At 44.4% G+C, this 24,976-nt stretch carries 19 protein-coding genes and 1 tRNA gene; 11 read left to right on the top strand and 9 right to left on the bottom strand.

What is annotated here, in order from left to right; all coding sequences use genetic code 11:
• Positions 1-6: 6 nt before the first annotated feature.
• From BUB18_RS14755 to darG, 4 genes are all read right to left on the bottom strand, one after another.
• Positions 7-3,726, bottom strand: coding sequence for a SusC/RagA family TonB-linked outer membrane protein (locus BUB18_RS14755; protein WP_245805675.1), 3,720 nt, complete (start codon positions 3,724-3,726; stop codon positions 7-9).
• A 278-nt stretch (positions 3,727-4,004) separates the two neighbouring features.
• Positions 4,005-5,195 carry a FecR family protein gene (locus BUB18_RS14760; protein WP_073082348.1) on the bottom strand — a complete coding sequence of 397 codons (1,191 nt, stop codon included), beginning with the start codon at positions 5,193-5,195 and terminating at the stop codon, positions 4,005-4,007.
• A 71-nt stretch (positions 5,196-5,266) separates the two neighbouring features.
• Positions 5,267-5,857, bottom strand: coding sequence for an RNA polymerase sigma factor (locus BUB18_RS14765; protein ID WP_073082351.1), 591 nt, complete (start codon positions 5,855-5,857; stop codon positions 5,267-5,269).
• A gap of 296 nt (positions 5,858-6,153) precedes the next feature.
• Entirely contained in the window at positions 6,154-6,606 is a 453-nt protein-coding gene (gene darG, locus BUB18_RS14770) for a type II toxin-antitoxin system antitoxin DNA ADP-ribosyl glycohydrolase DarG (RefSeq protein WP_083550088.1), read from the bottom strand.
• Between the two features lie 308 nt (positions 6,607-6,914).
• On the opposite strand from darG, the gene BUB18_RS14775 reads away from it, so the two are divergent.
• The 3 genes from BUB18_RS14775 (at position 6,915) to BUB18_RS14785 (ending at position 10,649) form a co-directional block, all read left to right on the top strand.
• Complete coding sequence (locus BUB18_RS14775; RefSeq protein WP_143159954.1) at positions 6,915-7,397, top strand: hypothetical protein; 483 nt, start codon at positions 6,915-6,917, stop codon at positions 7,395-7,397.
• A 387-nt stretch (positions 7,398-7,784) separates the two neighbouring features.
• Complete coding sequence (locus tag BUB18_RS14780) at positions 7,785-8,051, top strand: Arm DNA-binding domain-containing protein (RefSeq protein WP_073082366.1); 267 nt, start codon at positions 7,785-7,787, stop codon at positions 8,049-8,051.
• A gap of 153 nt (positions 8,052-8,204) precedes the next feature.
• The gene (locus BUB18_RS14785; RefSeq protein ID WP_073082368.1) at positions 8,205-10,649 is read left to right on the top strand and encodes a S8 family peptidase; all 2,445 of its coding nucleotides are present in this window, start codon (positions 8,205-8,207) and stop codon (positions 10,647-10,649) included.
• Here the strand turns inward: BUB18_RS14785 and BUB18_RS14790 are convergent, their stop codons facing one another.
• Positions 10,650-11,675, bottom strand: coding sequence for an AAA family ATPase (locus BUB18_RS14790; RefSeq protein ID WP_073082370.1), 1,026 nt, complete (start codon positions 11,673-11,675; stop codon positions 10,650-10,652).
• Between the two features lie 173 nt (positions 11,676-11,848).
• The gene (locus BUB18_RS14795; RefSeq protein ID WP_073082375.1) at positions 11,849-12,106 is read right to left on the bottom strand and encodes a helix-turn-helix domain-containing protein; all 258 of its coding nucleotides are present in this window, start codon (positions 12,104-12,106) and stop codon (positions 11,849-11,851) included.
• 401 nt (positions 12,107-12,507) lie between these two features.
• On the opposite strand from BUB18_RS14795, the gene BUB18_RS14800 reads away from it, so the two are divergent.
• On the top strand, positions 12,508-12,774 hold the full coding sequence (locus tag BUB18_RS14800; RefSeq protein WP_073082378.1) for a hypothetical protein: 267 nt from the start codon (positions 12,508-12,510) through the stop codon (positions 12,772-12,774).
• 41 nt (positions 12,775-12,815) lie between these two features.
• On the opposite strand, the gene BUB18_RS14805 is transcribed toward BUB18_RS14800, so the two are convergent.
• Positions 12,816-12,889: transfer RNA gene (locus BUB18_RS14805), tRNA-Ile, on the bottom strand.
• A 142-nt stretch (positions 12,890-13,031) separates the two neighbouring features.
• Between BUB18_RS14805 and BUB18_RS14810 the strand changes: the two genes are divergently transcribed.
• Complete coding sequence (locus tag BUB18_RS14810; RefSeq protein ID WP_073082380.1) at positions 13,032-13,658, top strand: HAD family hydrolase; 627 nt, start codon at positions 13,032-13,034, stop codon at positions 13,656-13,658.
• Positions 13,659-13,696: 38 nt separating this feature from the next.
• Here the strand turns inward: BUB18_RS14810 and BUB18_RS14815 are convergent, their stop codons facing one another.
• Complete coding sequence (locus tag BUB18_RS14815) at positions 13,697-13,954, bottom strand: DUF4834 family protein (RefSeq protein ID WP_143159955.1); 258 nt, start codon at positions 13,952-13,954, stop codon at positions 13,697-13,699.
• Positions 13,955-14,260: 306 nt separating this feature from the next.
• Between BUB18_RS14815 and BUB18_RS14820 the strand changes: the two genes are divergently transcribed.
• The 6 genes from BUB18_RS14820 (at position 14,261) to BUB18_RS14845 (ending at position 24,135) form a co-directional block, all read left to right on the top strand.
• The gene (locus BUB18_RS14820; protein WP_073082386.1) at positions 14,261-14,725 is read left to right on the top strand and encodes a ribosome maturation factor RimP; all 465 of its coding nucleotides are present in this window, start codon (positions 14,261-14,263) and stop codon (positions 14,723-14,725) included.
• Between the two features lie 16 nt (positions 14,726-14,741).
• Entirely contained in the window at positions 14,742-15,989 is a 1,248-nt protein-coding gene (gene nusA / locus BUB18_RS14825) for a transcription termination factor NusA (protein WP_073082391.1), read from the top strand.
• 91 nt (positions 15,990-16,080) lie between these two features.
• Entirely contained in the window at positions 16,081-19,734 is a 3,654-nt protein-coding gene (gene infB / locus BUB18_RS14830; protein WP_245805676.1) for a translation initiation factor IF-2, read from the top strand.
• Between the two features lie 166 nt (positions 19,735-19,900).
• Positions 19,901-21,283 carry a peptidylprolyl isomerase gene (locus tag BUB18_RS14835; RefSeq protein ID WP_073082394.1) on the top strand — a complete coding sequence of 461 codons (1,383 nt, stop codon included), beginning with the start codon at positions 19,901-19,903 and terminating at the stop codon, positions 21,281-21,283.
• A 256-nt stretch (positions 21,284-21,539) separates the two neighbouring features.
• The gene (locus BUB18_RS14840; RefSeq protein ID WP_245805677.1) at positions 21,540-23,267 is read left to right on the top strand and encodes an amidophosphoribosyltransferase; all 1,728 of its coding nucleotides are present in this window, start codon (positions 21,540-21,542) and stop codon (positions 23,265-23,267) included.
• Positions 23,268-23,640: 373 nt separating this feature from the next.
• On the top strand, positions 23,641-24,135 hold the full coding sequence (locus tag BUB18_RS14845) for a SixA phosphatase family protein (RefSeq protein ID WP_073082401.1): 495 nt from the start codon (positions 23,641-23,643) through the stop codon (positions 24,133-24,135).
• Here the strand turns inward: BUB18_RS14845 and proC are convergent.
• Complete coding sequence (gene proC, locus BUB18_RS14850) at positions 24,132-24,929, bottom strand: pyrroline-5-carboxylate reductase (protein WP_073082404.1); 798 nt, start codon at positions 24,927-24,929, stop codon at positions 24,132-24,134. The two genes, BUB18_RS14845 and proC, sit on opposite strands and share 4 nt — an antisense overlap.
• Between the last annotated feature and the right edge of the window lie 47 nt (positions 24,930-24,976).

Raw genomic sequence — 24,976 nt, forward strand, 5'->3', positions numbered from 1 at the left:
CTACAATTAGAATCCAACTTTTAGGGAGAATGTAAATTGTCGTGGCAACGGCATGGCTACACCACCGGAAGTAAAGAACTCAGGGTCCTGACCTTTCAGTTTCTTATCAGCATATGCCAGCCACAGGTTGTTTCCCTGGAGTTTAATACCAATGTTGTTTGCGCGAATCAGCCTTGCTACATTAGCTGGCAGGTTATAAGCCAGGGATAATTGCTTCAGCCGGACAAAGCTTCCATCTGCCACGCGGCCAGAGGTATAGTTATAAACAGTATAGGGATATACAGAACCAATGCTGGTTCTTGTCAGGTAATCAGCGATGGATGGAACATTTGTAACATTTTCGTCCAGTGGTAAAGTCCATCTGTCAAGAAACTCTTTAGGCATTGCGTTCGCATCGGAGTAGTTGAGTGCAAATTCATTATTCAGCCTGATTTTATTTCCTGCCTGATAAGAGAAGAAGAAGTTCAACACAAATCCTTTATAGCTAAATGTATTATTCCAGCCACCTGTAATAGTTGGATCTACAGTACCTTCATAAATCAGATAATTTTTATTGGTACTCTGTACATACACGCCATTAGCCTCCTTACCATTTTCATCTATAAATGTGGGTTTACCAATCTCATTCAATCCTTTAAAGTCGATTGAATAGAGTCCACGTACCGCATGCCCTTCCGTTGCGCCACCTTCAGGAATAATCAGGTCGTAGATACGTGGCTTACTTTTGAGGTTGGTAATTTCATTCTTATTATAACCAAAGGTGAAGTTGGTAGACCAGTTGAACCGCTTGGTTTTAATCACACGGCCGCCAATAGTTAATTCCGCACCGCGGGATTTCATATCTGCATAGTTGGCCTGTTTGGTACCTTCACCACCAATACCGGAGGTGCGCATGTTGCTGATCAGATCAAAGCCATTTCTCTGATAGATATCTGCTGAAATGCTCAGCTTATCGCCCCAGAATCCTGCATCCACACCGATGTTGCCTTCATATTGTTTTTCCCAGGTCAGTTCGGAGTTTTCCAGATTTTTGATTTCGATTCTTGGCTCCAGTTCGGACTGACGCGGACGGATAGAAGAACTGTTTTCAAATACTACAGTAGAATTGGTAGCACTACCGATGCTGGCGGTTAAACCATAAGACCCGCGTAATTTAAGGAAACTGATATTGCGGTTATCCTTCAGGAAATCTTCCTGGTCAAGGTTCCAGGCACCACTCACCGTCCAGGTTGGGAGCCAGCGCGCCTGCCTGGATTTACCCATGCGGTTGGAGCCGTCATATCGCACCGTTCCGTTAAACACATACTTACCATCATAGGAATAGCTGGCATTACCAAAAACTGAAAGGTATCTGTCGTACTGTTTCTGCATTCCGTAATAGTTGTTACCGCTTTCGAGGAACATCTTTACGATTCGGTAGTCAGTAAATGGTGTACCGCCTTTATCATATTGGTAACCGAAGCCGTTGTTAAAGTTATTCTGGCGATCGGTGTATTTAAGCTCCTGGCCTACAAAAGCGGATACCAGGTGTTTTTCATTATAGGTGTGTTTAAAGTCCAGCTGGTTTCTTACGTAGTAGTTCACGAGCTTATCTTCGTTCAGATTGTAGAAACCACCGTATGGCAGGGTAGGCACCTTTACGGTAATTTCCGGATGGTCCGGATCAAGGTACAGGAACCTGTTATTTGCAGCAACGGTAGCATTAGGCATGTATCTGTATGCTTCAGCCATGTTGGAGTGCTCGGTGATAATGTTCTCGCGGGTAGTTTTTACAAAACGGATAGCACCGAGTGTTTTGAAGTTGAAATCTTCCGAAATTTTATACCCCAGCTCACCCTGGATTTTTGTATCCAACATATCCAGGTTGATGTAATTGTTTTCCAGCTCGTGAAGGATGTTGAATGGAGCGTAGTTCCTGTTGAAATATTCCAGTTCACCATTTTCGTCATAGGCAGTAAGCGTACGGCTGGTGTTCAGTGCAAAACTGTATGGGTTGATGTCAAAGTCGCGGGTGTACACGCCTTCTACCACGTTACTGGAGCGGCCTTGTGTACCTGGCGCGCGCTGCTGTCTGATAGACCCGTTAACGATTACGTTAGCAGTGAGGCGGTTGGTAATATTGTAGTTACCACGGAGGTTAGCGGTGTATCTGCTTACGCGGTCTGCAATGGACCATCCGTTGTCGTTATAATAACCAAGGGAGAAGTAATGTTGCGATTTTTCAGAACCGGAAGAAATACTCAGCGAGTGTTCCTGTACGAAAGAGTTCTTAAACAGCAGGCCAAACCAGTCGGTGTTTGCTTTAGCATATCTTTCCAGGAAGGCGGTTCTGGCCTCTGGTGTGTTTTCCAGGGCAAACTTACCGGTAACCGGATCATATTCTTTCAGCAGGCGGTACATCTTGGCGTAAACGCCGCCGGTGTTATCATTGGCGATGTTGGAGGTCAGATTTCCTTTGCGGTACATTTCAGCGTATACGGACATTTGATCAGCGGAGTTCATGATGTTAAACGTGCTGTAGTCCGGTTTAAGGAAGGTGGAGAAGTTGCCGCTATAGTTCACCTGGGTGGTACCGGCGCGGCCTTTCTTGGTGGTGATCACCACTACACCGTTCATCGCACGGGCACCGTATTGCGCAGTGGCGGCAGCATCTTTCAAAATAGTAAAGGACTCGATATCATCAGCATTGATGCCGGCTACAGAGGAGCTGATCAGCGTGAGTGCGTCGCCGCTGGAAAGCTGGTCGTTGCTGATGTTTACGATATCTTCCAGTACTACGTTATCCACTACCCACAGCGGTTTGTTTTCACCGGTAATGGAGGTGGCACCTCTCACGCGGATTTTAGGAGCGGCGCCGAAGGTACCGGACACATTTTGCACCGATACGCCGGCTACTTTACCTTCCAGCATACGGCTAACGTCCAGGATACCGTCTTGTTTCACATCGGCACCCGAGATATTGGTAACAGAGCCGGTAAAGAGTTTTTTGGCTACGTTCTGGTAGCCGGTGATTACAACTTCGCCCAGTCCTGATACGTTGTCTTCCAGTACTACATTAAAGCTGGCGCGGTCCGCTACGGGTATTGTCTGGGATTTGAAGCCCATAAAGTTAAATACCAATACATCTTCTGCTTTGGCGGCGATGGAAAATCGGCCGTCAGCGTCGGTGATGGCGCCTTTGGACTGCCCTTTAACCTGAACGGATACACCGATGAGGGGATTTCCCTTTTTATCGGTAACGCGTCCCGTACGCTTTTCCTGTTGAAAGGCAGCGGTATTTTCTTTAGGGGCGGGTGTTTCCTTCACTTTGAGGATGATGGTTTTGGCTACCATTTCATAGTCCACCGGCTGGTCTTTGAGTACCAGCTCCATAAATTCGTTTAGCGGAACATCCTGTGCGTTAACGGAGATATCGTGGGAGCGCTGGAGCACTTCCTTTTTATAGAACACGAGGTATCCCGTTTGTTTTTCTATGGCAGAAAACACGCGTTGGAGGCTTACCCGCTGGCCGGTAAATGTTACGTTTTGCGCTTTCACTTCCGCCGCAACCTGCATGATAGATACCAGGATAATCAATGCTGTTAATTTCATTGTAATCAGCAGTTTTTTTAGGCTGGTACCCATACCCTGGTGTGGAATATGCCGTTCTGCCAGCACTGCTTCCGGGGTATCGGCATTGGTGGCCGATCCTTTCTGGAAGCCGTCCGGCGCTACATTTCCGGGCATAGCATACCAACTACAATTAGCATTTTTTTGCATAAATTGCATTAGTTTGATCTGTTTAATTGGTTGTTTAAAAAATTGGTTTCATTCAGCCAGCGGCAGTCAAATCACTTACCGGAGGTGCTCGTAACACTTCCGGTTTTTCTTTGACGGTCTGTTTTACTTATGTCCTATTTACTTGTTAGTTAATAGCATTGAGAGGTGACGCCATTTCCATCGCGTTTACTCATTTTGGTTGACAGCAGTATTTCTGCTCGACTAAAAACAAATAACATCATTCATTAAGGAATTACTATAAGCTTTCTTTCATTGGTCAGGTAGCAGTGCACACCTGCCTGGTTTAAGACTTTGATTACTTCGGAGAGCATCAGGTTCCGGCTGATCTTACCTCCAAACTGAATATCTACAGGAACATTTTTTCCAATTTCTGTTTCGATGCCGTACCAGCGGTTGAGTTGGCGCATTAGCATGGTCAGGTCGTTTTCATCGAAATCGAAGTACCCGCTTTTCCAGGCCGTAACACTCTCCGTGTTTACGTGCTGGACGGTTATTTTATTGTTTTCGTGTATGGCAGCCTGTTGGTCGGGCTTAAGCATTTCTTTTTGTATAGGGCTACCTGCTGACACCATTACGGCGCCGCTGATGAGCGTCACTTTGGTGGCATGCTCGTCCGGGTAGGCGTTGATGTTAAAGTCGGTCCCGAGTACGTCCACAGTACCTTCATTGTGGCCATCGCTCATAATGGTTACCCGGAAAGGGTGATTATGATCCTGGGCCACCTGCATATACACCTCACCCGTAACGGTTACTTCGCGGCTGTTGCCTGCAAAGAAGGTGGGGTATTGAATGGAGCTGGCGGCGTTGAGCCATACCAGGGTACCATCCGGCAGTACTACTTTAAATTGTCGCCCAATGGGGGTGGACAGGGTATTATACTGCGGTTCCCCATTGTTGTGGTCCTGTTTTCCATAACCGATTTTACCGCTGTCGAGCACTACGCTGGCGCCGTTTTGTACGGCTATGACGCCGTTTCCGGCGCTGTCGAGTACCACCTGCGACCCATCACCGAGGGTAAGAATGGCACCGGCTTTTCCTGGGGCAACATTTACATGTTGAGCTACAGTAGCAGGTTTAGATTTGCTTTCTTTATGCAGCCACCAGGCGCCGGTGCCCAGCAACAGTACAGCTGCCGCGGCGGCGCTCCATTTTCTGATATTAAGTACTCTCGCAGGTTTACGTAGTGCTTCGATTGTGGATTCATCCAGGGCGGCCTCAATCATGGCGATACGGCGTGTATCCGCCGATGGTTGGGCGTTGGGCTCCGGGAACTGGTCGCTATATTTATCCAGTACAGCCAGCTTTTCCTCCATAGCGGCGTTATCAAGCCAATGGCGGAAGGCGAGGTAATCCTGCTCTGAGTAATTACCGGCGGTATAGTCTTTTAAAAAAGCGTTTAGTTGTTCCTGCGTCATAACCTGGAATGTGTATCCGGTATAAGGACGTTTGAAGGAATCGAAAGGACACGTCGATTCAAAAAAAAATTTTAGAAAAATGGAATTGTAAGGAGGAGTACGAGGAAAAGGTGGTTATCAGTTTCCTCAAAGCATTGCCGCACCAGCTTTTGGGCTTTATAAAGTTGGTTTTTGACTCCGGACTTGGATATACGCAGTTCGGCGGCAATTTCGTCCAGGCTCATTCCTTTTTCCACGCTGAGGCGGAATACGTGCTGGCATTGGGCGGGGAGGGCGGTAATCTGCTGCTGTACCTTTTGGTAGATGTAGCGATAATGCCATATATCTTCCGGTGTTTCCGCTGTAGCGGTTGTTTGTAGGTCGATAATAGCGGCTTTCCGAACCTCGAGGTGGCGTAGATGGTCGAGCAGGCGGTTGCGGGCAGCCTTAGCTACGTAGCCTTTGAATGCGGTGACCGTGCTTAGTTTGTCCCGCTGTTCCCATATGCGTACGAACACGTCCTGAATAACTTCGTCGGCTTCCTCTTCCGAGTGTGTAAACAGGCGTATGTATTGCGTTACAGCATCCAGGTAGTGGGAGTACAGCCGGGTGAATGCTTCACGGTTTCCTTGTGATGCGAGGAGTATAAGGTGTGGTTCGTTATATAATTCTTTAGTTGACAAAATGGCGATGCTACAATTTCCGGACAACGGCACGTCGGGCCTGAGCTAAAGCTAAGGATTTTTTTGATGGGGAGCAATGGGGGAGGGGGTTCACACAAATTAATATATTTTTAATATATCGTAAAGGCCGCATATAAGGCGACCTGAGTCATTTATTATGGTTTTATTTTAGTTTTCCGTTAGTTTTGAGCGTTGATGCGCTTTTCCTGATCGATAATATAACGGGTAGGCCCTTCTATTTTTTTTAGCAGTATGCTCTGGGTTTCGCTGACATCGATGTTAGCCCTTCCGCTACGCTAACTAACAGGTTCGAACACCTGCACATCCACTTCTTTCAGGGGCGACAGATACTTTTCGATCATGGGTTTCACCTGCTCCCATTGGAGTCCTCCGTTACCACAACCTAAAGGCGGTATTGCGATGGAACTAATATTCTCCTGCTTAATAATATCGACTAAAGCAGGTAAGCCAGCTTCAATAAAACTGTATTCCGATTTCCTGCGCCACGTTTTTTTCGTTGGGAAATTAATGATGATTACTTCACCTGTAGTTGTTTCCTCATGGAAAACAAACATTTTTCCAATAACAACTTCATTTCGCTTACAAGCGGCTGCATATGCTTTAAAGTTTTCCGGAAAACGTTGTTTGAATTGTAAAGCGATACCCTTACCCATAACACCGTCTGTATTGACTGCGTTCACTAATGCCTGAGTTCCGGCTTCAAAAAGATTTCCTGATTTGAATTGCATACTTAGTCTTTTTGCATCGTAGGAAATTAACCTAAACGCTAGCAAAAATACTAAATTTTTTAGCAAAAAGATTGGGAAATAAAACATTAACCTTGCTATCTTTCTCCTTTCGCGCATAAAAAGTGATACCATTTAATATTCCCTATATTAGCCTTTAGATCCTTTTCAACCCATTTTATATGTGCTGTTTTGTTCCGAAACTGCCAGTAGATAGAATTGATACCGTAATAAAATCGACACGCGATAAGCAGAGGGGCAATTGATCTCGATAAGATGTTTCAGACGATTTTTTACGACTTAATGTTCTTATGAAAATAAAATTTTCAAAATTTGAAATACACTACATCAGTACTCAACCAACATTAAAAATAATAATGAAAGATAAATTAGTCCCTGTTCTGTTTTTTCTGCTATTTGCTTTGATAGTCCTTAACGGTTGCAAAAAAAATAAGGAATTACCTGCGTGTGGCTGCTCTGCTCCCGCAACAGATACCATTGCTGAAACATCTAATCTGAAAGGAGAAATAATGTATTTTGGAAGCAATAATAGTAAAGACTTTCAGAACAAATATGTAATAGTGTATACAGAGAAAGACTGTATTAATTGCAAACACTACCTGGCAATATGTAATGAATCCGTTTTACCTGCAGAAGTATTGGCCCTCAAGTCTTCTAAAAACACTTTGCAGGTTAGTTTCAGTGGCGTTTTAAAACCTGTTTGTGAGAAAGTATTTGCGCCAGCAGACAATACCTATGACAATGTCTCCTTAACCAAAATTGTATTACAATAGGAATGTTAGCCTGCGTAGCAATTCAATTGCTATACAGCTGTGATTAGCCATCAAGCCACAATCAAGCTCTACCATTCAAAACATGTATCAAAACATGTATCAAATAAAAAAGGCTTCCAGCGTACAAAACGCTGAAAGCCTTTATAGAAGCGTGCTCCCAACAGGGCATGATCCTGTGACCCCCTGATTATGAGTCATTAAAATTTATGTTTTCAGTTGTTTGCAGTTATTGCCGGTTACGTCTGTAAGCCGCTACCAGTGAGCTTTTAATTGATTTTATATTTAGACTTGCCTTATCTAGTTTTCGGACATTTTTTGAAAACATGTATCAAAAGATGTATCAAATCTGAGGTATCATGCGGTGGGATAGGGTCAATATAAAAGGTAGTGCCGGACCTTCGGAGGTCCAAAGGCGGGGAGAGATTCCCGCTAAAGCTGCGTGTAACCTATAAGGGGGAACGAAAATACTATGCTACCGGCTTTGATGCCACAGCTGAAGAATGGGATTTATTGAACCCTACTACTGCTAAGGGTGATTTGCGGCGTATACCTCAGGAACTGAGAATCTTTGAAAAAAATGCCGCCCGCTGCAGCGAGGAGTTAATCCCCTTTTCCATTGCCCGGTTTGAATCCAGCTACGGTGATACTTTATAATTGTCTTGCCCCATCCACAACGGATAATTTCAATTTATTCCCGTAAATTGTGGTGCATTCTAATTACATAGAATTGAAATAACACGGCCCCCCTCTTTCCATGTTTTCGATTCGTAATTTTAAGTATCAACCCTATACATTAAAACTGAAACAATGGCAGATAATAAACATGTATTTATTATCAATCCCAAAGCTGATAATCCATCATTCAAACGTCAGCGTGGATTTGATCCGACCCCTGAAACACAGGACGAAGAGAATAATGAACCAAAATTTATTCACGAATTCAAAAAAGAAGAACTTCGGAATGATTATGCGGCATTTTACACTCAACGAAAATCCAGAAACGAAAATCGAACAATTCCTGGGCCTATCATTGATTTAATACGTATCTATTTCTTATGTGTCTTTGGTGATGACCTGAAGAAAAAGTTTTTCGAGCGTTATGGCTTAAGTCCGGTTGAATATACACACTTCAACAAAACGGTAATGTTTGAGGTTATTGATAATCAATTATTTACTACTTTTTCCACACACATCCAACAGATCGTCGAAAGTCCTGAAGGAACAAGTTATGAGAATCAGCCATATAATTTATTGGCATTGGTAATGAAATTTGAATTTATTGGTACCCTAAGACGCTTATTCACAAGCAATGAAACTGGGATTTTGTTAACTCTTATTTCTTCTGCCAACACCGCCTATCTCGCTCAAAAAAGAACGCTTTTACAGTATTTATCTAATCGGCAGGCAAATGTGACGTATATTGAGGCCAGTCCTGACATCATAGAAGTTAAAACTTTAACTAGAGAAGAGAAGGTTACAATAGCATCAAATTTTGATATTGTTAAGACAGTTACCAGTAGCAGGGCACTAAAGGTCAGACCTGGAATTTATGGTACTGTAAGAAGGGAATTTGGATTTACTGTGATTGTACCAGAAGGACTTACAACCGTTGGAATTATTGATACTGGCGTTAATAGAATTGAGCCTTTACAAAATCTAATTTCAGAAACAGCTTATGACCACACCAATATGGGCTCTTATTGGGACGAAGTAGGACATGGAACATTAGTTGCGGGCCTAGTAACATTAGGGGACGAATTTCCTGCTGAAATAAAGGAAAGCTATACTGCCAAGGCAAAAATTGCTGTTATAAAGGCAATTCACAATCAGGATGACGAAATAAATATACCAAGATTAATCCAGGATATTCGAGATGCCAAAAGAACCCATGGCATCAGATTATTCAATATGTCATTAAATATTCCTCTTGCTAAAAAGTATAATGATGGATATAGTCAATTTGCTTATGAGTTAGACAAGTTAGCTTACGAGGAAGACTTACTCATTTTTATCTCAGTCGGAAATATAAATGGGGACTACATTGAACGGCTCTTAATCGAAGAAACACATCCAGATCATGAGTATCCAGCATTCTTCTATAAAATAGACAGCACAAGCGAGTTTCATAATTGCCGAAACACTAATATTTCTGAACCCTCTGAATCCTTAAATAATATCTCAATTGGTGCTTTAGCGGGAAACTTAGAGAAAGATGACAATTCTGACATAACACCCAATAATTCATATCCTGCATATTATAGTCGCAAGTTTCATTTTGATTATAATCAGGCTGTTAATTCCACCCCTTTAAAAAAGAACCAAAGGAACAAATATCTCAATAAACCTGACCTTGTATTTGAGGGAGGTGATTTGTTCAGCTATGAAGCAGGCATTGAAATTCTTAGATCGCCGATGGCAGAAACTGAAAAGTACTTTGGTAGAACTTGCGGTACAAGTTTAGCGACTCCGCTCGGTGCTTCATATGCTGCTGAAATATTGAATAATTATCCTTCCCTTAGAACACAAACAGTAAAAGCTCTACTCATTAATACTGCAACGTTTCATAGGAGAAAGGATTTACCACATTTTAGTACAAGCACAGATAGCTTATTAAAAAGTATGGTAGGGTTTGGTAGACCACAAAAAAGCACTTTATTATCTACGGATGACAATTCCATTTTATTTGTCATTGAAGATGAAATATCTATCGGTCAGATTATTACCATGCCCATTCACCTTCCAGAATATCTGCAAACCTCTGGCAATAAATTAAAATTCGATATATCGTTATGCTATAGTTTCCTGCCATTAAAGGATAACCATTTAAACTACCTTCCAATTTATATGGCCTTCAATATTGTTCGTAACCTGGATATTCGAACAATTTCACAAGCAGAACAAGCACAGTATGGAATAAAAAGAGGATTCAGTTGGAGTGAAGACCACTATGGTATTGAAAATAGGCTATTTTCGAATGCGCAGTCAACTTCATATACACTGCAGCCGGCTGATTTATTGAATGTTGAAAATGCCATTGCGATAGCTGTAAGATGCTTGTGTAAAGATGAGATCCCAGACAGCTATAAAAGGCATGCAAGTAATAATCAACATAGATTCTCAATTGTAATTAGGATCACAGAAATCCCAATTAATGAGGTTGATGGAAGGCTCTATCAAGAAATGATTAATTGTAATGAAATCAGAAATATAGCTGAAGTGATCAATGACAATGACATCGACTTAGATGTTTAGTCAACTTTTAAGTGCTTTCTTTTCAGCAGCAATTAACTCCCTCCATACTCTTAAATCAATAGTAGGGGGGGAGGCTACCTTAGCTGCCATATTGGAAAAAATACTTCTCTTAATTGCAGTTATGAGTGTTTTCTGAATGCTATAATAGCTTAAGCCTATTGCATCCTTAATAATGGACTTTATTGAGGCTTTTGACGCAAACTTAAATTGTCCATTTCTAAGAGTCAAGTTTACTAAATCAATAATCTGATTTTCATTAGGTAAATCTAATCTGATATTAACATCAAATCTTCTTAAAATCGCGTCATCTAACATTTCTTTTTGATTCGTTGCTGCAATAACAATACTTGTTTGCGGCAAATAATCGAACAACTGTAGAATAGTATTTACGACTCTCTTCATTTCGCCATGATCTTGGTCATAATCTCTTACTTTACCAAGTGTGTCAAATTCATCAATGAAAATTATACAATCTTCGGAAGCAGCTTTTCGAAATATTTTTGCAAGGTTTTTACTAGTCTCTCCTAATTTAGAAGATACAATAGCACCTAAATTAACCACTACCATCATTTTATGCAGTTCTCCCGCAATAACATAAGATGCTAATGTCTTACCACAACCAGAAGGACCATGAAATAGAATTTTATTTGCAATTGGCAAACCATATTCACGTAATATATCTGCAGCTTGATGCTCCTTAATAAAGAAAGATAATTGTTCCTTCACTTCCAAATCAGCAACCAAATTCTCAAAGGTATAATCAGATGTTAACTTCTCTAGAATTAACTCGCCTGTTTCCTTGTCATCTAGACGATTAAAATATGTATCAGAACCCGCCTTTGTAAGTGAACTGGTTTTTTGAACACGGATTGCATCTTTTAATATCGACTGAAGCTGTAATGCAAAATTAATTTTCTTTGTTTTTTTTGAATGCTCAATGAGTTCATTTAGTACTGACAATAGCCTTTCCTGGTCATTTTCTAACCCGAATTTTGCAATATCTTTTATGTAATTAAGTTGACTCATGCGATTTTTTCATTTCTAAACAAGGAACAAAATTAGAGTTTTCGAATTTAAATAGTCCGCAGCAACAAAGAAAGTTGCTAAAAGAGGTAATATGAGTTAGAAAAGACGGGGCTAATACGCTTTTAAATTTACAATTAAAAAAACAAAAACAATCTATTATCAACTATGTTTAATTAAAACCCCTCCCCAAAAAACTCCTCCATCGTCATCCCAAACGCACTCACCACCTTCACCAAACTACTAAACCTCAAATCCTTCCCTTGCTCATAGCGCCCATACTGCGCCCTCGGGATATTATGCTCATAAGCAAATACCTCATAGTTTGAGTAACCGGCTTTTATCCTTAATTCCTTAATGCGAGCGCCCAACTTTGCAAGTTGTTCATCAGGATCAAGTGGAGTTGTTGGAGTTTTTTGTTTGCTGCTATCCATAAAATAAAATAAATGAATAGTTTACTAATTAGTAACCACTAACATGATACTACTGATTAAATACTACCAATATTTTACTACTTATTAGTAGTAAAATATGAAAATCTTTTACTAAATTGCTAGTAAAACCTATCAACATGAAAAGGCTATCAGGATAACAAACTGCAAAACACTATTTTAGTGATCTAAAGATATTCAAGCTTCTTGCTTTAGATCTCGTCCTGGAAAACTGGTAATTTGAAAGGCGACGAGGGATACAAGGTGGGTAGCCCATGCTATGGCGCATGGGCTCACTTAGTCGTCGCCAGGTATACCAGTACCTCCAGGATGCTAGGATGGGCCATGCGTCTTTTTTATGCCCGCCCATTCACCTCCATTCCCCAATATTAAATCTTCAACCAATGGAAAATATTGCAACTTACCCTGAATGGCATCAACTACCATTCAGCCTCACCAACGCAGAATTAATCAATCCCAAAGAAGTCGTGGAAGAATTTTGCTGGCAATTCTCCCTATCAGAAATAAGAACTTTATTGAAAGAGTGGTACGCTGCCTCTTTATCAGATGATGTAGCCGATAGCAAAAGCATCTTTATTACCTATACCGCATTAGAGAAGCTAATCGAAGCAATTTATCAGATCAATAAAATGGAGACACCAGAAGAGTAAAAACCAAAAAAAGCGGCCTAAAATAGACCGCTTTTAATCCGTGCTCCCAACAGGGCATGATCCTGTGACCCCCTGATTATGAGTCAGGTGCTCTAACCAACTGAGCTATAGGAGCTGTTCCGAAGAACGCAAACCCTCTTTCGAGGGGACGGCAAAATTAATTATTTTATTCAATTAACCTAAAAATATTTTCCACAGTGTAACTCAAACGCCTACACTTTACGAAAAACGCTTTTCTTTGTAGTAAATACGCACATATGCAGGGAATAAAAAATATCATCTTCGACCTGGGTGGAGTAATCCTGAACATCGACTACCAAAAAACCAACGAGGCTTTCGTAAAACTCGGCGCTGTAAACTTTCACGAGCTGTATTCGCAGTTCAAAGGCTCCAGCCTGTTCAATGACCTCGAAACAGGTCATGTCACCAACGATGAATTCCTGGCAGCAATGCATAAACAGTTACCGGAGAACGTCACCGATGAACAGATAATTGCCGCCTGGAACGCCATGCTATTGGATTTCCCCCTGCAGCGACTCCAATTACTACAGCAATTACGCCAGCAGTATAATTTATATCTCCTTAGTAATACAAACGCTATCCACCTCGATCACTTCAATAAAATCCTGATGGATACCCGCGGTATTCCTTCCCTGGCGGAATTTTTCGACAAAGCATACTACTCCCACCTGATGGGCTATCGTAAGCCGGGAACTGAAATCTACCAGGTTGTATTGGACGAAAATGGGTTGAAAGCAGGAGAGACTGTATTTATTGACGATACCTTACCTAATATAGAAGCAGCAAAAAAAGTGGGCATTCACACCATTCATCTGGTACCGCCTAAAACGATCCTGGATATTTTTAAACCGCTTGCGGTATAAAACATAAAAGAAAAACCTCACGTTTCCGTGAGGTTTTTTTATTTAATTTCTTCAAAATCAATGTAATCGCCTTTATCGGGCTTGGATTCCGGACGGGATACCGGCGGCTTCTGCTGCTGCGAACTGTATCCCTGCTGGGCAGCCTGCTGCTGCTCATATTGCTGGCGCATCGCTTCCTGCATGTCCGACATCTGCCTCCTTACCACCTTGGTTGAGCGATAAATAGGTATGATGAAGTCAAACACCAGCTTATAAAGCAGCCAGGCAAGAAAAAGATATATTAACGTCTTCAACATAATGGTGCAAAGGTAGCAGATAATCTCTGCCGACACTTTAACCAGCTCGGCATTTTAAGTTTTCTTTAACTTTCAACGCCTGCTATATAACTCCCTTGCTATCAGGTAAATGACTACCACAGCCCAAAAACATTCAAAAACACCACCCTCACACATTACACAAATATCACATACAATTAGTCCATTCAGAAAAATATTATCAGAAAAACAGATTTTGTTTCATTATCCAATATAATATCCTAATTTTGCGTAGGAAAAATGATTCAAACGAAGGGGACGAGATATCGGCCCCTTCGCGCTTTTTGTATGGCAAACGAACTCGTGATAACAGCAATAAGGGAGTTAGCAGAAGGCCTGCTGGCAAACGATCCCGACAACTTTCTGGTAGATATCAGAATTAAGCCCACAAATAATATAAAGCTCTTTTTGGATGGGGATAAAGGTGTACCAGTCGATAAACTGGTGTCTTTTAACCGCGCCCTCTATGCCCTGCTGGAGGAAAAAGCCCTTTTCCCGGATGGCGACTTCTCTCTCGAAGTTTCCTCCCCAGGACTGGATGAACCCCTGAAACTGCACAGACAATATCTCAAAAATATTGGCCGAAAAGTGGAAGCCACTTTCCTGGACGGTACTTCTAAAGAAGGAACCCTGACCGCAGTAACAGACGAAGGTTTTACCATCGAAGAGCTGATTGGAAAGAAAAAAGAAAAAAAATCTACCGAAATAAAATTCAATGAAATCAAGCATACGAAAGTGTGCATTGTGTTCTAAAATATAATAAATAAACATGGCTAGTATTAACCTGATTGAGTCATTCACCGAGTTTAAGGAGGCGGAAAACATTGACCGCCCTACGCTGATGAAGGTTTTGGAAGATGTGTTCAAGACCCTGCTGAGGAAAAAGTATGGCTCTGATGAGAACTTTGACGTCATTGTAAATACAGAAAAAGGGGACCTTGAAATATTTCGCCGCCGTACCGTAGTGGAAGATGGAGAAGTGGAGGATGAAAATGCGCAGATCGCATACACAGAGGCTACTGCCATTGAAAAAGACCTGGAAATCGGTGAGGAACTCTTCGAAGAAGTAGAGATCCTGGACTTCGGACGCCGCGCCATCCTGGCAGCAAAACAAACGCTGTCTGCCCGCATCGGTGACCTCAAAAAGAATATTCTCGTAAAGAAATATGCTGATAAAGCCGGCGAAATTGTAACCGGTGAAGTCTACCAGGTTTGGAAAAAAGAAGTTTTATTGCTTGATGATGAAGGGAATGAATTAATTTTGCCTAAAGCCGAACAAATCCCCACTGATTATTTCAAGAAAGGGGAGAACGTTAGAGCGGTGGTGAAAAAGGTAGAAATGAAGAATAATGCCCCACTCATCATTCTTTCCCGAACACATCCATCCTTCCTGGCTAAATTGCTGGAAATTGAAGTTCCTGAGATCTTTGATGGCCTGATCGTTATTAAGAAAATCGTTCGCGAACCAGGTGAAAGAGCTAAAGTGGCCGTTGAATCTTATGACGACCGTATCGACCCGGTAGGCGCCTGCGTGGGTATGAAAGGTAGCCGCATCCATGGTATCGTTCGTGAGCTCAGAAACGAAAACATTGACATTATTAACTATACTACCAATATCCAACTCCTGATTCAACGCTCGCTGACTCCTGCAAGAATCAGCCGCATGGAAGTGGATATGGAAAATAAATACGCCTCCGTTTACCTGAACCCAGATCAGGTATCCCTGGCCATCGGTAAAAAAGGCGTTAATATCAAACTCGCCTGCGAACTCACCGGATTCGAAATTGACGTATTCCGCGATGAACAACAGGAACAAGCCGAATTTGATATTGATCTGGAAGAATTCTCAGACGAAATCGAAGAATGGATCATAGATGAACTGAAGCGCATAGGTTGTGATACTGCCCGCAGCGTATTGGAGCTGACCACTGAAGAACTGGTCCGCCGCTCGGATCTTGAAGAAGAGACAGTGCAGGATGTAAGAAGAATATTACAGGAAGAGTTTGACAAAGAATAAAGCCCAGCCAGAACCCTTCCCAGGTAAAGGGCTTATTAGAAGGGGAATTGATTTTTTCGAGTTATTGTTTAAACGTAAAAAAACAACCCGTTTGGAAGAAACGGGAAACAGGGGAGGCCCGAATTACGATATGCCTGAAACAACAAACAACACACCACGATTGCTGGCCGCAGCCAAAGAGTTTAATATTGGTAAAGAAACACTTATCGACTTTCTTTCCAATAAAGGCTTCGATATTGGCGGCTTTGGTTCGCCAAATGCCCGCCTCACGGCTGTTATGTACCAAGCGCTGCAGTCGGAGTTCCAACAGGACAAGGCTAACAAACGCAAAAGCGACCAGATAGCCCTGCCCAAAGGAAGCGTGTTAGAAGCGAAGAAGAAAGAAGCAGAGAAAGAGAAAGGAAACGAGGAAGCGGAAGCTGTGGCTAAAAAGAACACTCCTAAAGAAGAAAAAGAGCCAACTGCTCCAGTAGCAGAAGCACCTAAAGCCGAACCTAAGCCGGAACCAGTGAAGGAATCCCCTAAACCGGAACCTAAAGCTCCCGTTCAGGAAAACCCGCCGGTTAAGGAAAAAGAAAAGGTTGAACCTCCCGTTGCACCACCTCCCCCTGTAGCGGAAGCGCCTAAAACACAGGCCCCGCCTGCCGAACCGGATGTGGTTAAAACCGAAGCTCCTAAAATTAACGGCCCTCGCGTCATCACCACGATCGACCTCGATGCGCTTAACCGCGGCGGTAAAAAACCAGCCCAGAAAGAGCAGCCTAAACAAGAAGCAACGGAAAAACCTGCTGCAACTCAGCCTAAGGAACAACCTGCCGCTGAAAAACCCGCAGCACAAGAGCCTGCCGCCAAACCTGAAGCACCTAAAGCTCCAGCCGCTGAAAAACCAGCAGCTCCTGCACAGGTACAACCGGAAAAACCGGCAGCCAGCACTGAGAAACCCGCAGATAAAGCTCCCGAAGCTACCCCTGCCAAGGCTCCTCAAGCTGAGCAATCAGCAAAAACAGATAAAACCGATACGACGAAAGATAAAACGGAAAAAGCCGCACCGGTTGAAGATAAACCTTTAGTTAACAAAGTGGAAGAAGTATTACAAGAGGCAAAACCGGCTGCTGCAACCAAACCTACGGTTATTCCCGTTAAACAACCTGTTGTGAAGGAAGAACCTGCAAATAACGAGCCCCCTGCCCAAGCTCCTGCTGCACAAAATAATGCAGATGAGCAAGCCAGTGCCGTTATTGAAAACATCCAGGCCGAAAAATTAACCGGCCCTAAAGTAATTGGCAAAATCGAACTGCCGGTGCAATCCGACAGAAGAGATAATAATAAAAGCAATTTCAACAAGGATCGCGACGATAAACGTAAACGTAAGCGCATCATCGTTGAAAAGAAACCTGAACCAATCCAGCCCCGCGACTTTAAAAGCGGCGAAAACAAGGAAGGTACAGGGGATCACCCACGTCACGAACGCCAACACGGCGACCGCAACCAACACGGCGGTCAAAACCGTCCTGGTGGTCAACATGGTGATCGTAACCAACACGGTGGTCAAAACCGCCAGGGTGGACAACACAGTGGCGGCCAAAATCGCCCGGGTGGTGGTCAGCACACAGGTGGTCAAAACCGTCCTGGCGGACAACACAGCGGCGGACAAAACCGTCCTGGTGGTCAGCAAGGTGGTGGATACAATCGCCAGGGTGGCCAACAAGGTGGTGGTGGATACAACCGCCCAGGTGGTCAGCAGGGTGGCCAAAACAGAGGTAACTTCAACCGACCAGGCCAGGGTGGTGGATTTAACCGCCACGGCAACAACGGTCCGGATAAACGTACCGCTGAAGAAAAGGAAATCGACAAAAACGAAATCCAGAATAAGATTAAGGAAACAATGGCCAAACTCTCCGGCAACACCCGCGGTAAAAACGTGAAAGCGAAACACCGTCGTGAAAAACGCGAAGAGAGAGCCAATGAAAGAGCTAACCAGAACATGGAGGACAACAAACTCCAGGTTACCGAATTCATCTCCGTTAGCGAACTCGCTAACCTGATGGACGTTAGCTTCGCCGAAGTGATCTCAAAATGTATGGGACTCGGCATCATGGTTTCCATTAACCAACGCCTCGATGCAGAAGTAATCGAGCTGGTTGCCGGCGAATTTGGCTTCGAAGTTGAATTCATCGGTCTCGACGCTGCCGAAGAATCTGAAGAGGAAGAAGTAGTAGACGCACCGGAAGATCTGGAACCACGCGCGCCAATCGTTACCATCATGGGTCACGTTGACCACGGTAAAACTTCCCTGCTCGACTATATCCGTAACGCAAACGTAGTAGCTGGTGAGGCCGGCGGTATCACCCAGCACATCGGTGCTTACCAGGTGACAACCGCAAACGGTAAAAAAATCACCTTCCTCGATACCCCAGGTCACGAAGCGTTTACCGCAATGCGTGCCCGTGGTGCGAAAGCAGCGGATATCGCCGTAATCGTAGTGGCAGCAGATGACGCTATCATGCCTCAAACACGTGAAGCCATCTCCCACTCACAGGCAGCTGGCCTCCCAATGGTCTTTGCAATCAACAAAATTGATAAAGACGGCGCCAACCCTGAGAAAATTAAAGAACAACTCGCAGGTATGAACCTCCTCGTTGAAGACTGGGGCGGTAAATATCAAAGCCAGGAAATATCCGCTAAAAGCGGTCTGAACATCGATGTACTCCTGGAGAAAATCCTCCTGGAAGCTGAACTGCTCGAACTGAAAGCCAACCCTAATCGTGAGGCAGCTGGTTCTATCGTGGAAGCTTCCCTGGATAAAGGCCGCGGTTACGTTGCCTCCCTCCTCGTACAAAATGGTACCCTCCGTCAGGGCGATACCATCGTATCCGGCTCCTTCTTCGGTAAAATCAAAGCCATGTTCAACGAACGTGGCCAGAAAATGGAAGAAGCAGGTCCATCCATGCCAGTACAGGTACTCGGCTTGAACGGTGCCCCTCAGGCAGGTGAGAAGTTCAGAATGTACGAAAACGAATCTGAAGCCAAAGAAGTGGCTAACCGCCGCGCCCAGATCGTTCGCGAACAAGGTATCCGTACCAAGAAACATATCACCCTGGATGAAATCGGTCGCCGCCTGGCACTGGGTAACTTCAAACAGCTCAACCTCATCATCAAAGCCGACTTTGATGGTTCCGTGGAAGCGCTGTCCGACTCCCTGCAGAAACTGTCTACCGAAGAAATCGTTATCAGTATCGTACACAAAGCCGTGGGTCAGATCACCGAATCCGATGTGCTCCTCGCTACCGCTTCCGATGCCATCATCCTCGGTTTCCAGGTACGGCCTTCTTCCCAGGCAGCCAAACTCGCCGAGAAAGAAAACATCGAAATCCGCAACTACTCCATCATCTACGATGCGATCGAAGAGATCAAATCCGCGATGGAAGGGATGCTGGAACCAAAAATCGAAAAGAAAGTGGTGTGCAACGTCGAAGTACGCGAAACCTACAAATTCGACAAGGTTACAGTGGCTGGTTGCTTCGTACTCGATGGCAAGCTGACAAGAAATACCCGCGTGAACCTCGTTCGCGATGGTATCGTAGTTCATACCGGAGACCTCGGATCCCTGAAACGTTATAAAGAAGACGTGAAGGAAGTAGCCTCCAACATGGAATGCGGTCTGAGTCTGCGCAACTACAGCGATATCCGCCCAGGCGATATCGTCGAAGGTTTCGAAGAAGTAGAAGTTAAGAGAACTTTATAAGAACTCTTCTCCATAATCTTAAAGTGCAGCGAGGTCCACTTCGCTGCACTTTTTTTTAGCGTCAGTCCGCTTTTTCCCCGGGCTGATCTAAACTTTTGTTAAATCCATCGAAATTTAGTAGGGGACTGATCTTTATTTGGTTATTTTTGAACTTTACGAATTTAGTATGAAGAAACTTCTGGTATTATCTGCTATATCACTTACCATCCTGCAAGCTGTTTCAGCGCAGCAGAAACTTGTAGCAGATAAAATTATTGGCATAGTAGGGGACAAAATAATCCTGCAATCGGATATGGAAGGTGCACTCGCAGATCAGCAGCGCAACGCCATTGACGGTGTATTACCGCCTAACGCCTCCTGCAACACCCTGGAAATGCTCATCTCCCAGAAGGTAATGGTACTCCAGGCAGAACGCGACTCCCTCCCGGTAAGTGATGGCGATATCGAAGGCCAGATGGAAAACCGTATCCGCTACTTCGAACAGCTCTATGGCTCCAAAGAAAAAATGAAGGAAGTAACTGGCTACACCGTTTACCAGCTGCGCGAACGCTTCCGCACTCCCATTAAAGAAAATCTGCTGGCCCAGGCCATGCGCAATAAAGTAATCGAACAGGTGAAGGCAACCCCTTCCGAAGTAAAACGATTCTTCGACGCCATTCCTAAAGACAGTCTCAAATTCTATGAGTCTGAACTGGAAATCGGCCAGGTAGTAATTACTCCTAAAGCTACCCGCGAAATGGATAACTATGCCATCGAGCGCCTCCAGGAATTCAAAAGACGTGTACTCGCCAAAGAAGCGGACTTCAGCTCCCTCGCCATCCTTTACTCCGAAGATCCGGGCGTAAAAGATAACAAAGGCGTGTACCCGATGAACCGTAACGATAAAAACACCTGGGATCCGGACTTTATGGCCGCCGCCTTCCGTTTGAAAGAAGGGGAGATCTCCAGCCCGGTTAAATCCGCCCACGGTTACCATATCATCCAGATGCTGAAACGTCAGGGCGATAATATCACCGTACAACATATCCTCCTCAGAGCTGCAGTAACCAAGTCCGACCTGGCAAAAGCCACCGAAAAACTGGATTCTGTACGCAACCAGATCCTCGCCGGTAAAACCACTTTTGCCCAGGCAGTAAGCGACTACAGCGACGATCCTTCTGCTAAATTCACCGGAGGTATGCTGCAATCCAAAACCGGAGACGGTACCCTCATCACCATCGATCAACTGGAAGAACCTTCCGAAAAAGAGATCGTAATGATGCTGGATACCCTGAAACCAGGCGGTATCTCCAAACCTACCACCTTCGTGGATGAACAAGGCCATACCGCCGTGCGCATCGTGTACCTGAAAACACGTACACAGCCACACCGGGAAAACCTCAACGACGACTACGCACGCATTCAGCAACGCTGCCTGATGATCAAGCAGGCCGAAGCAATCAATAAATGGCTGCTGGAAAAGATCCCTACATTCTATGTGCACGTGGATCCTGAGTACAAAAACTGTGAGCACATCAACCAATGGATGGCACAGCTCGCCAAACAGTAAAGCTAATTTTAACGTTTTTGAAAAGCGGCGCGGAGATGATCTCCGCGCCGCTTTTCGTTCCACTCATCCCGTAGTTACGCTCACATGACGCGAATTAGTTGAAATTGCCGTAACTTTGCATCTTCAATTTTCAGGCATGAGTGATGCGATCAAGCATGAATGCGGACTGGCATTTATAAGATTGAGAAAACCGTTCTCATATTACCAACAGAAATATGGAACTGTTTTTTATGGGCTGAACAAATTATATCTGCTCATGGAAAAGCAGCACAACAGGGGCCAGGATGGCGCTGGTGTAGCTGCAGTAAAATTAGACACTGAACCCGGCGTTCCTTTTATGCACCGCGTACGCAGTAGCGCTCCACAAGCCATCGGCGACGTTTTCAGCAAAATCAGGGACGAAATTCAGGAAATCGAAAAGTATCAACCGGAAATTACCAAGTATCCGGGCCTGATGAAAGGTCATATCAAGTTCCTCGGCGAACTCCTCATGGGACACCTTCGCTACGCTACGCAGGGTAAAAACAATGTGGAACTTTGCCACCCTTTTGTTAGATACAATACCATCCCTGCCCGCAACCTCGCTATGGCAGGTAACTTCAACCTGGTAAACGCAGATGAACTCTTCAAATTCACCGACGTAAACCCAGGCGAAGTACACAAAAACAGCGACCTCGCTGCCATGCTCGAAACCGTACACCACTTCCTCTGCAAAGAAGATGAAGTGCGCCGCAACGGCCTCGACATCAAACATATCCTCCAACAGGCTTTCTCCTTATTTGATGGTGGTTACCACGCTGCCGGCCTTATCGGCACCGGCGACGCTTTCGTAATACGCGATCCGAACGGTATCCGTCCTTCCTACTACTATGTGAACGACGATGTAATCGTGGCCGCCTCCGAAAGAGCTGCTATCCGCACCACTTTCAACGTTGGCGAAAACGAAGTACTGGAACTGATGCCAGGCCACGCCCTCATCGTGAAATCAAACGGTGAATACGCGATCGAAAAAATCATCGAACCTAAAGAGAGAAAAGCATGTAGCTTCGAAAGAATCTACTTCTCCAGAGGTAACGACGAAAAGATCTATAAAGAACGAACTGCCCTCGGCCGTAACCTTTCAGGCACCGTACTGAAAGCTATCGACAACGACCTGAGAAATACTATCTTCTCCTTTATACCAAATACAGCAGAAGTAGCCTTCTACGGCCTGCTCAAAGGTCTGGAAGACTATCTCAACAAAATCAAGATCGAACGTATCCTCTCCTGGGGTAACGATGTTGATCCGGAAAAGCTCTCCGAAATGGTGAACCGCCGCATCCGTATCGACAAAATCGCGATCAAGGACGTGAAAATGAGAACCTTCATCACAGAAGATTCCAGCCGTAACGAAATGGTACAACACGTGTACGACATTACCTATGGTACGGTTCGTCCGGGTGTAGATACCCTCGTCGTGATCGATGACTCCATCGTTCGCGGTACCACGCTCAAAGAAAGTATCGTGAAAATGCTGGATCGCCTCGGTCCTAAAAAGATTATCATCGTTTCTTCCGCACCACAAATCAGGTACCCTGATTGCTACGGTATTGATATGAGTAAAATGGGCGATTTCGTTGCCTTCCAGGCCGCCATCGCACTGCTGAAAGAACAAGGCAAGGAACACATTCTCCAGGAAGCCTACGGCCTCTGTAAAGAGCTGGAACGTACCAACACCCTCCACGCTCAAAACGTGGTGAAAAATGTGTACAAGCTGTTTACGCCTGAAGAGATTTCCGCTAAAATCGCTCAGATCCTCAACCCTGGCGGTATCGGCGCTGAAATCGAAGTGATCTACCAATCCATCGAAAGCTTACACGAAGCCTGCCCTAATAACCTGGGCGACTGGTACTTCACCGGTAACTACCCAACCCCGGGCGGTAACCGCGTAGTAAACAAGGCTTTCATGAACTTCATGGAAGGTAAAAACGAAAGAGGCTACTAATAGTATACTACTTCATTATAAAAATAAGGCGCAACAATTGGTGCGCCTTATTTTTTGCCCCCTAAGTTTCGGATACCATCGGCATCCGAAACTTCGGTAGATGGACCCCGGCTGGGGCGCATCTACCGAATAATAAAGTGTAATAGCTGCGAAACCTACATCTCTCTAAAAACTCATCAGTTCCCATTGCCGCGCGAAGCGCGGTACCCTCTCAATGACACCGAAGGTGTCATTAACATATAAAATCCCTTGGAAAACAACATTTTCCGCATTTCTATGTTAATTTTATCTTAAATGAATCACACAACGATTCCTATTTGCCCCGTTCCTATTAACTTTCTTTAAAATAAGTATTTACGTAAGTTTTCAGCCCATGAAAACATTGCTACTCATCCGACACGCAAAGTCAAGCTGGAATGATCCAAATACCGATGACTTTGACCGGCCTCTCAACAAACGGGGAAAAGATAATGCCCCCGAAATGGCCCAAAGACTCCTGGATAAAGGTGTAGTTCCTGAACTGATCATTGCCAGTCCCGCAAAAAGAACGCGTACTACCGCCAAACTAATGGCCGACGTATGGCACTATCCAAAACAGGCCATCCTCCTCGAAGATGAGCTGTACCTCTGCTATGCGTCCACATTCCTCAAAGTAATCACTAAAATCGATGACGACTTCAACACCATCGCCATTTTCGCACATAACCCCGGGATAACTGACTTCGCCAATTATTTAACGGAAGAAATCAGGATTGATAACGTGCCTACCGCCGGCGTATTCGCCATACAAGCTAATACGGACTCCTGGCAGGAATTCGATCGCGCTAAAAAATCATTCCTGTTCTTCGATTATCCCCGGAAAGATTAACCCTTTACAATCTTGTCGTAAGAAGCAGTAATACCCTTGATCAGCGAAGAACTGAATCCCTGGTGTTCCATTTCATTGAGTCCCGCAATGGTGCAGCCCTTAGGGGTAGTAACTTTGTCGATTTCTGCCTCCGGATGGGTTTTCTCCCTGATCAGCAATTCAGCGGCTCCTTTCACGGTTTGCGCCGCAATAAGGCTGGCTGTACGTGCGTCAAAGCCGATTTCAATACCTCCCTGGATGTTTGCCCGGATAAAACGCAACGCATAGGCAATACCACATGCACCCAACACCGTAGCTGCATCCATCAGCTTTTCATCGATGGTAACAGCAGCACCCAGCTGGTTAAACATATCGGTAACAAAATTCGTCTGCTCAGGAGTAGCATGCTTGAAACTCAGACAGGTCATAGATTCCTGAATGGCAATCGCGGTATTGGGCATCGCGCGCACCACCGCCATTCCGGGAACAATACGTTCCAGATCGTCGATGCTGACGCCGGTAACCACACTGATTAAAATCTGTTTTGCGGGGTCAAAAACGGTGCTGTACTCCTGCAGCACTTCGCGTACATTATAGGGTTTCAGGGCTACGATAATCACCTCTGCACCGCGAATCGCTTTCGCATTATCCTTTTCCACCTGTACACCCGCATCTTTCAGGGCTACAAGGGTATCAGTATTACGCTTGGTAATGGTAATGTCTCCGGCCTGTGAAAAACCGCTCTTCAGCAATCCCTGGGCAATGGCCGATCCCAGATTTCCACCACCTATAATGGCTATCTTCTTGGCTGACATAAAAAAGGTTTACATTATAAATCCTCAGAAAGGTAAAACAATTGCTC

This window comes from Chitinophaga jiangningensis, assembly GCF_900142605.1.
Classification (GTDB): domain Bacteria; phylum Bacteroidota; class Bacteroidia; order Chitinophagales; family Chitinophagaceae; genus Chitinophaga; species Chitinophaga jiangningensis.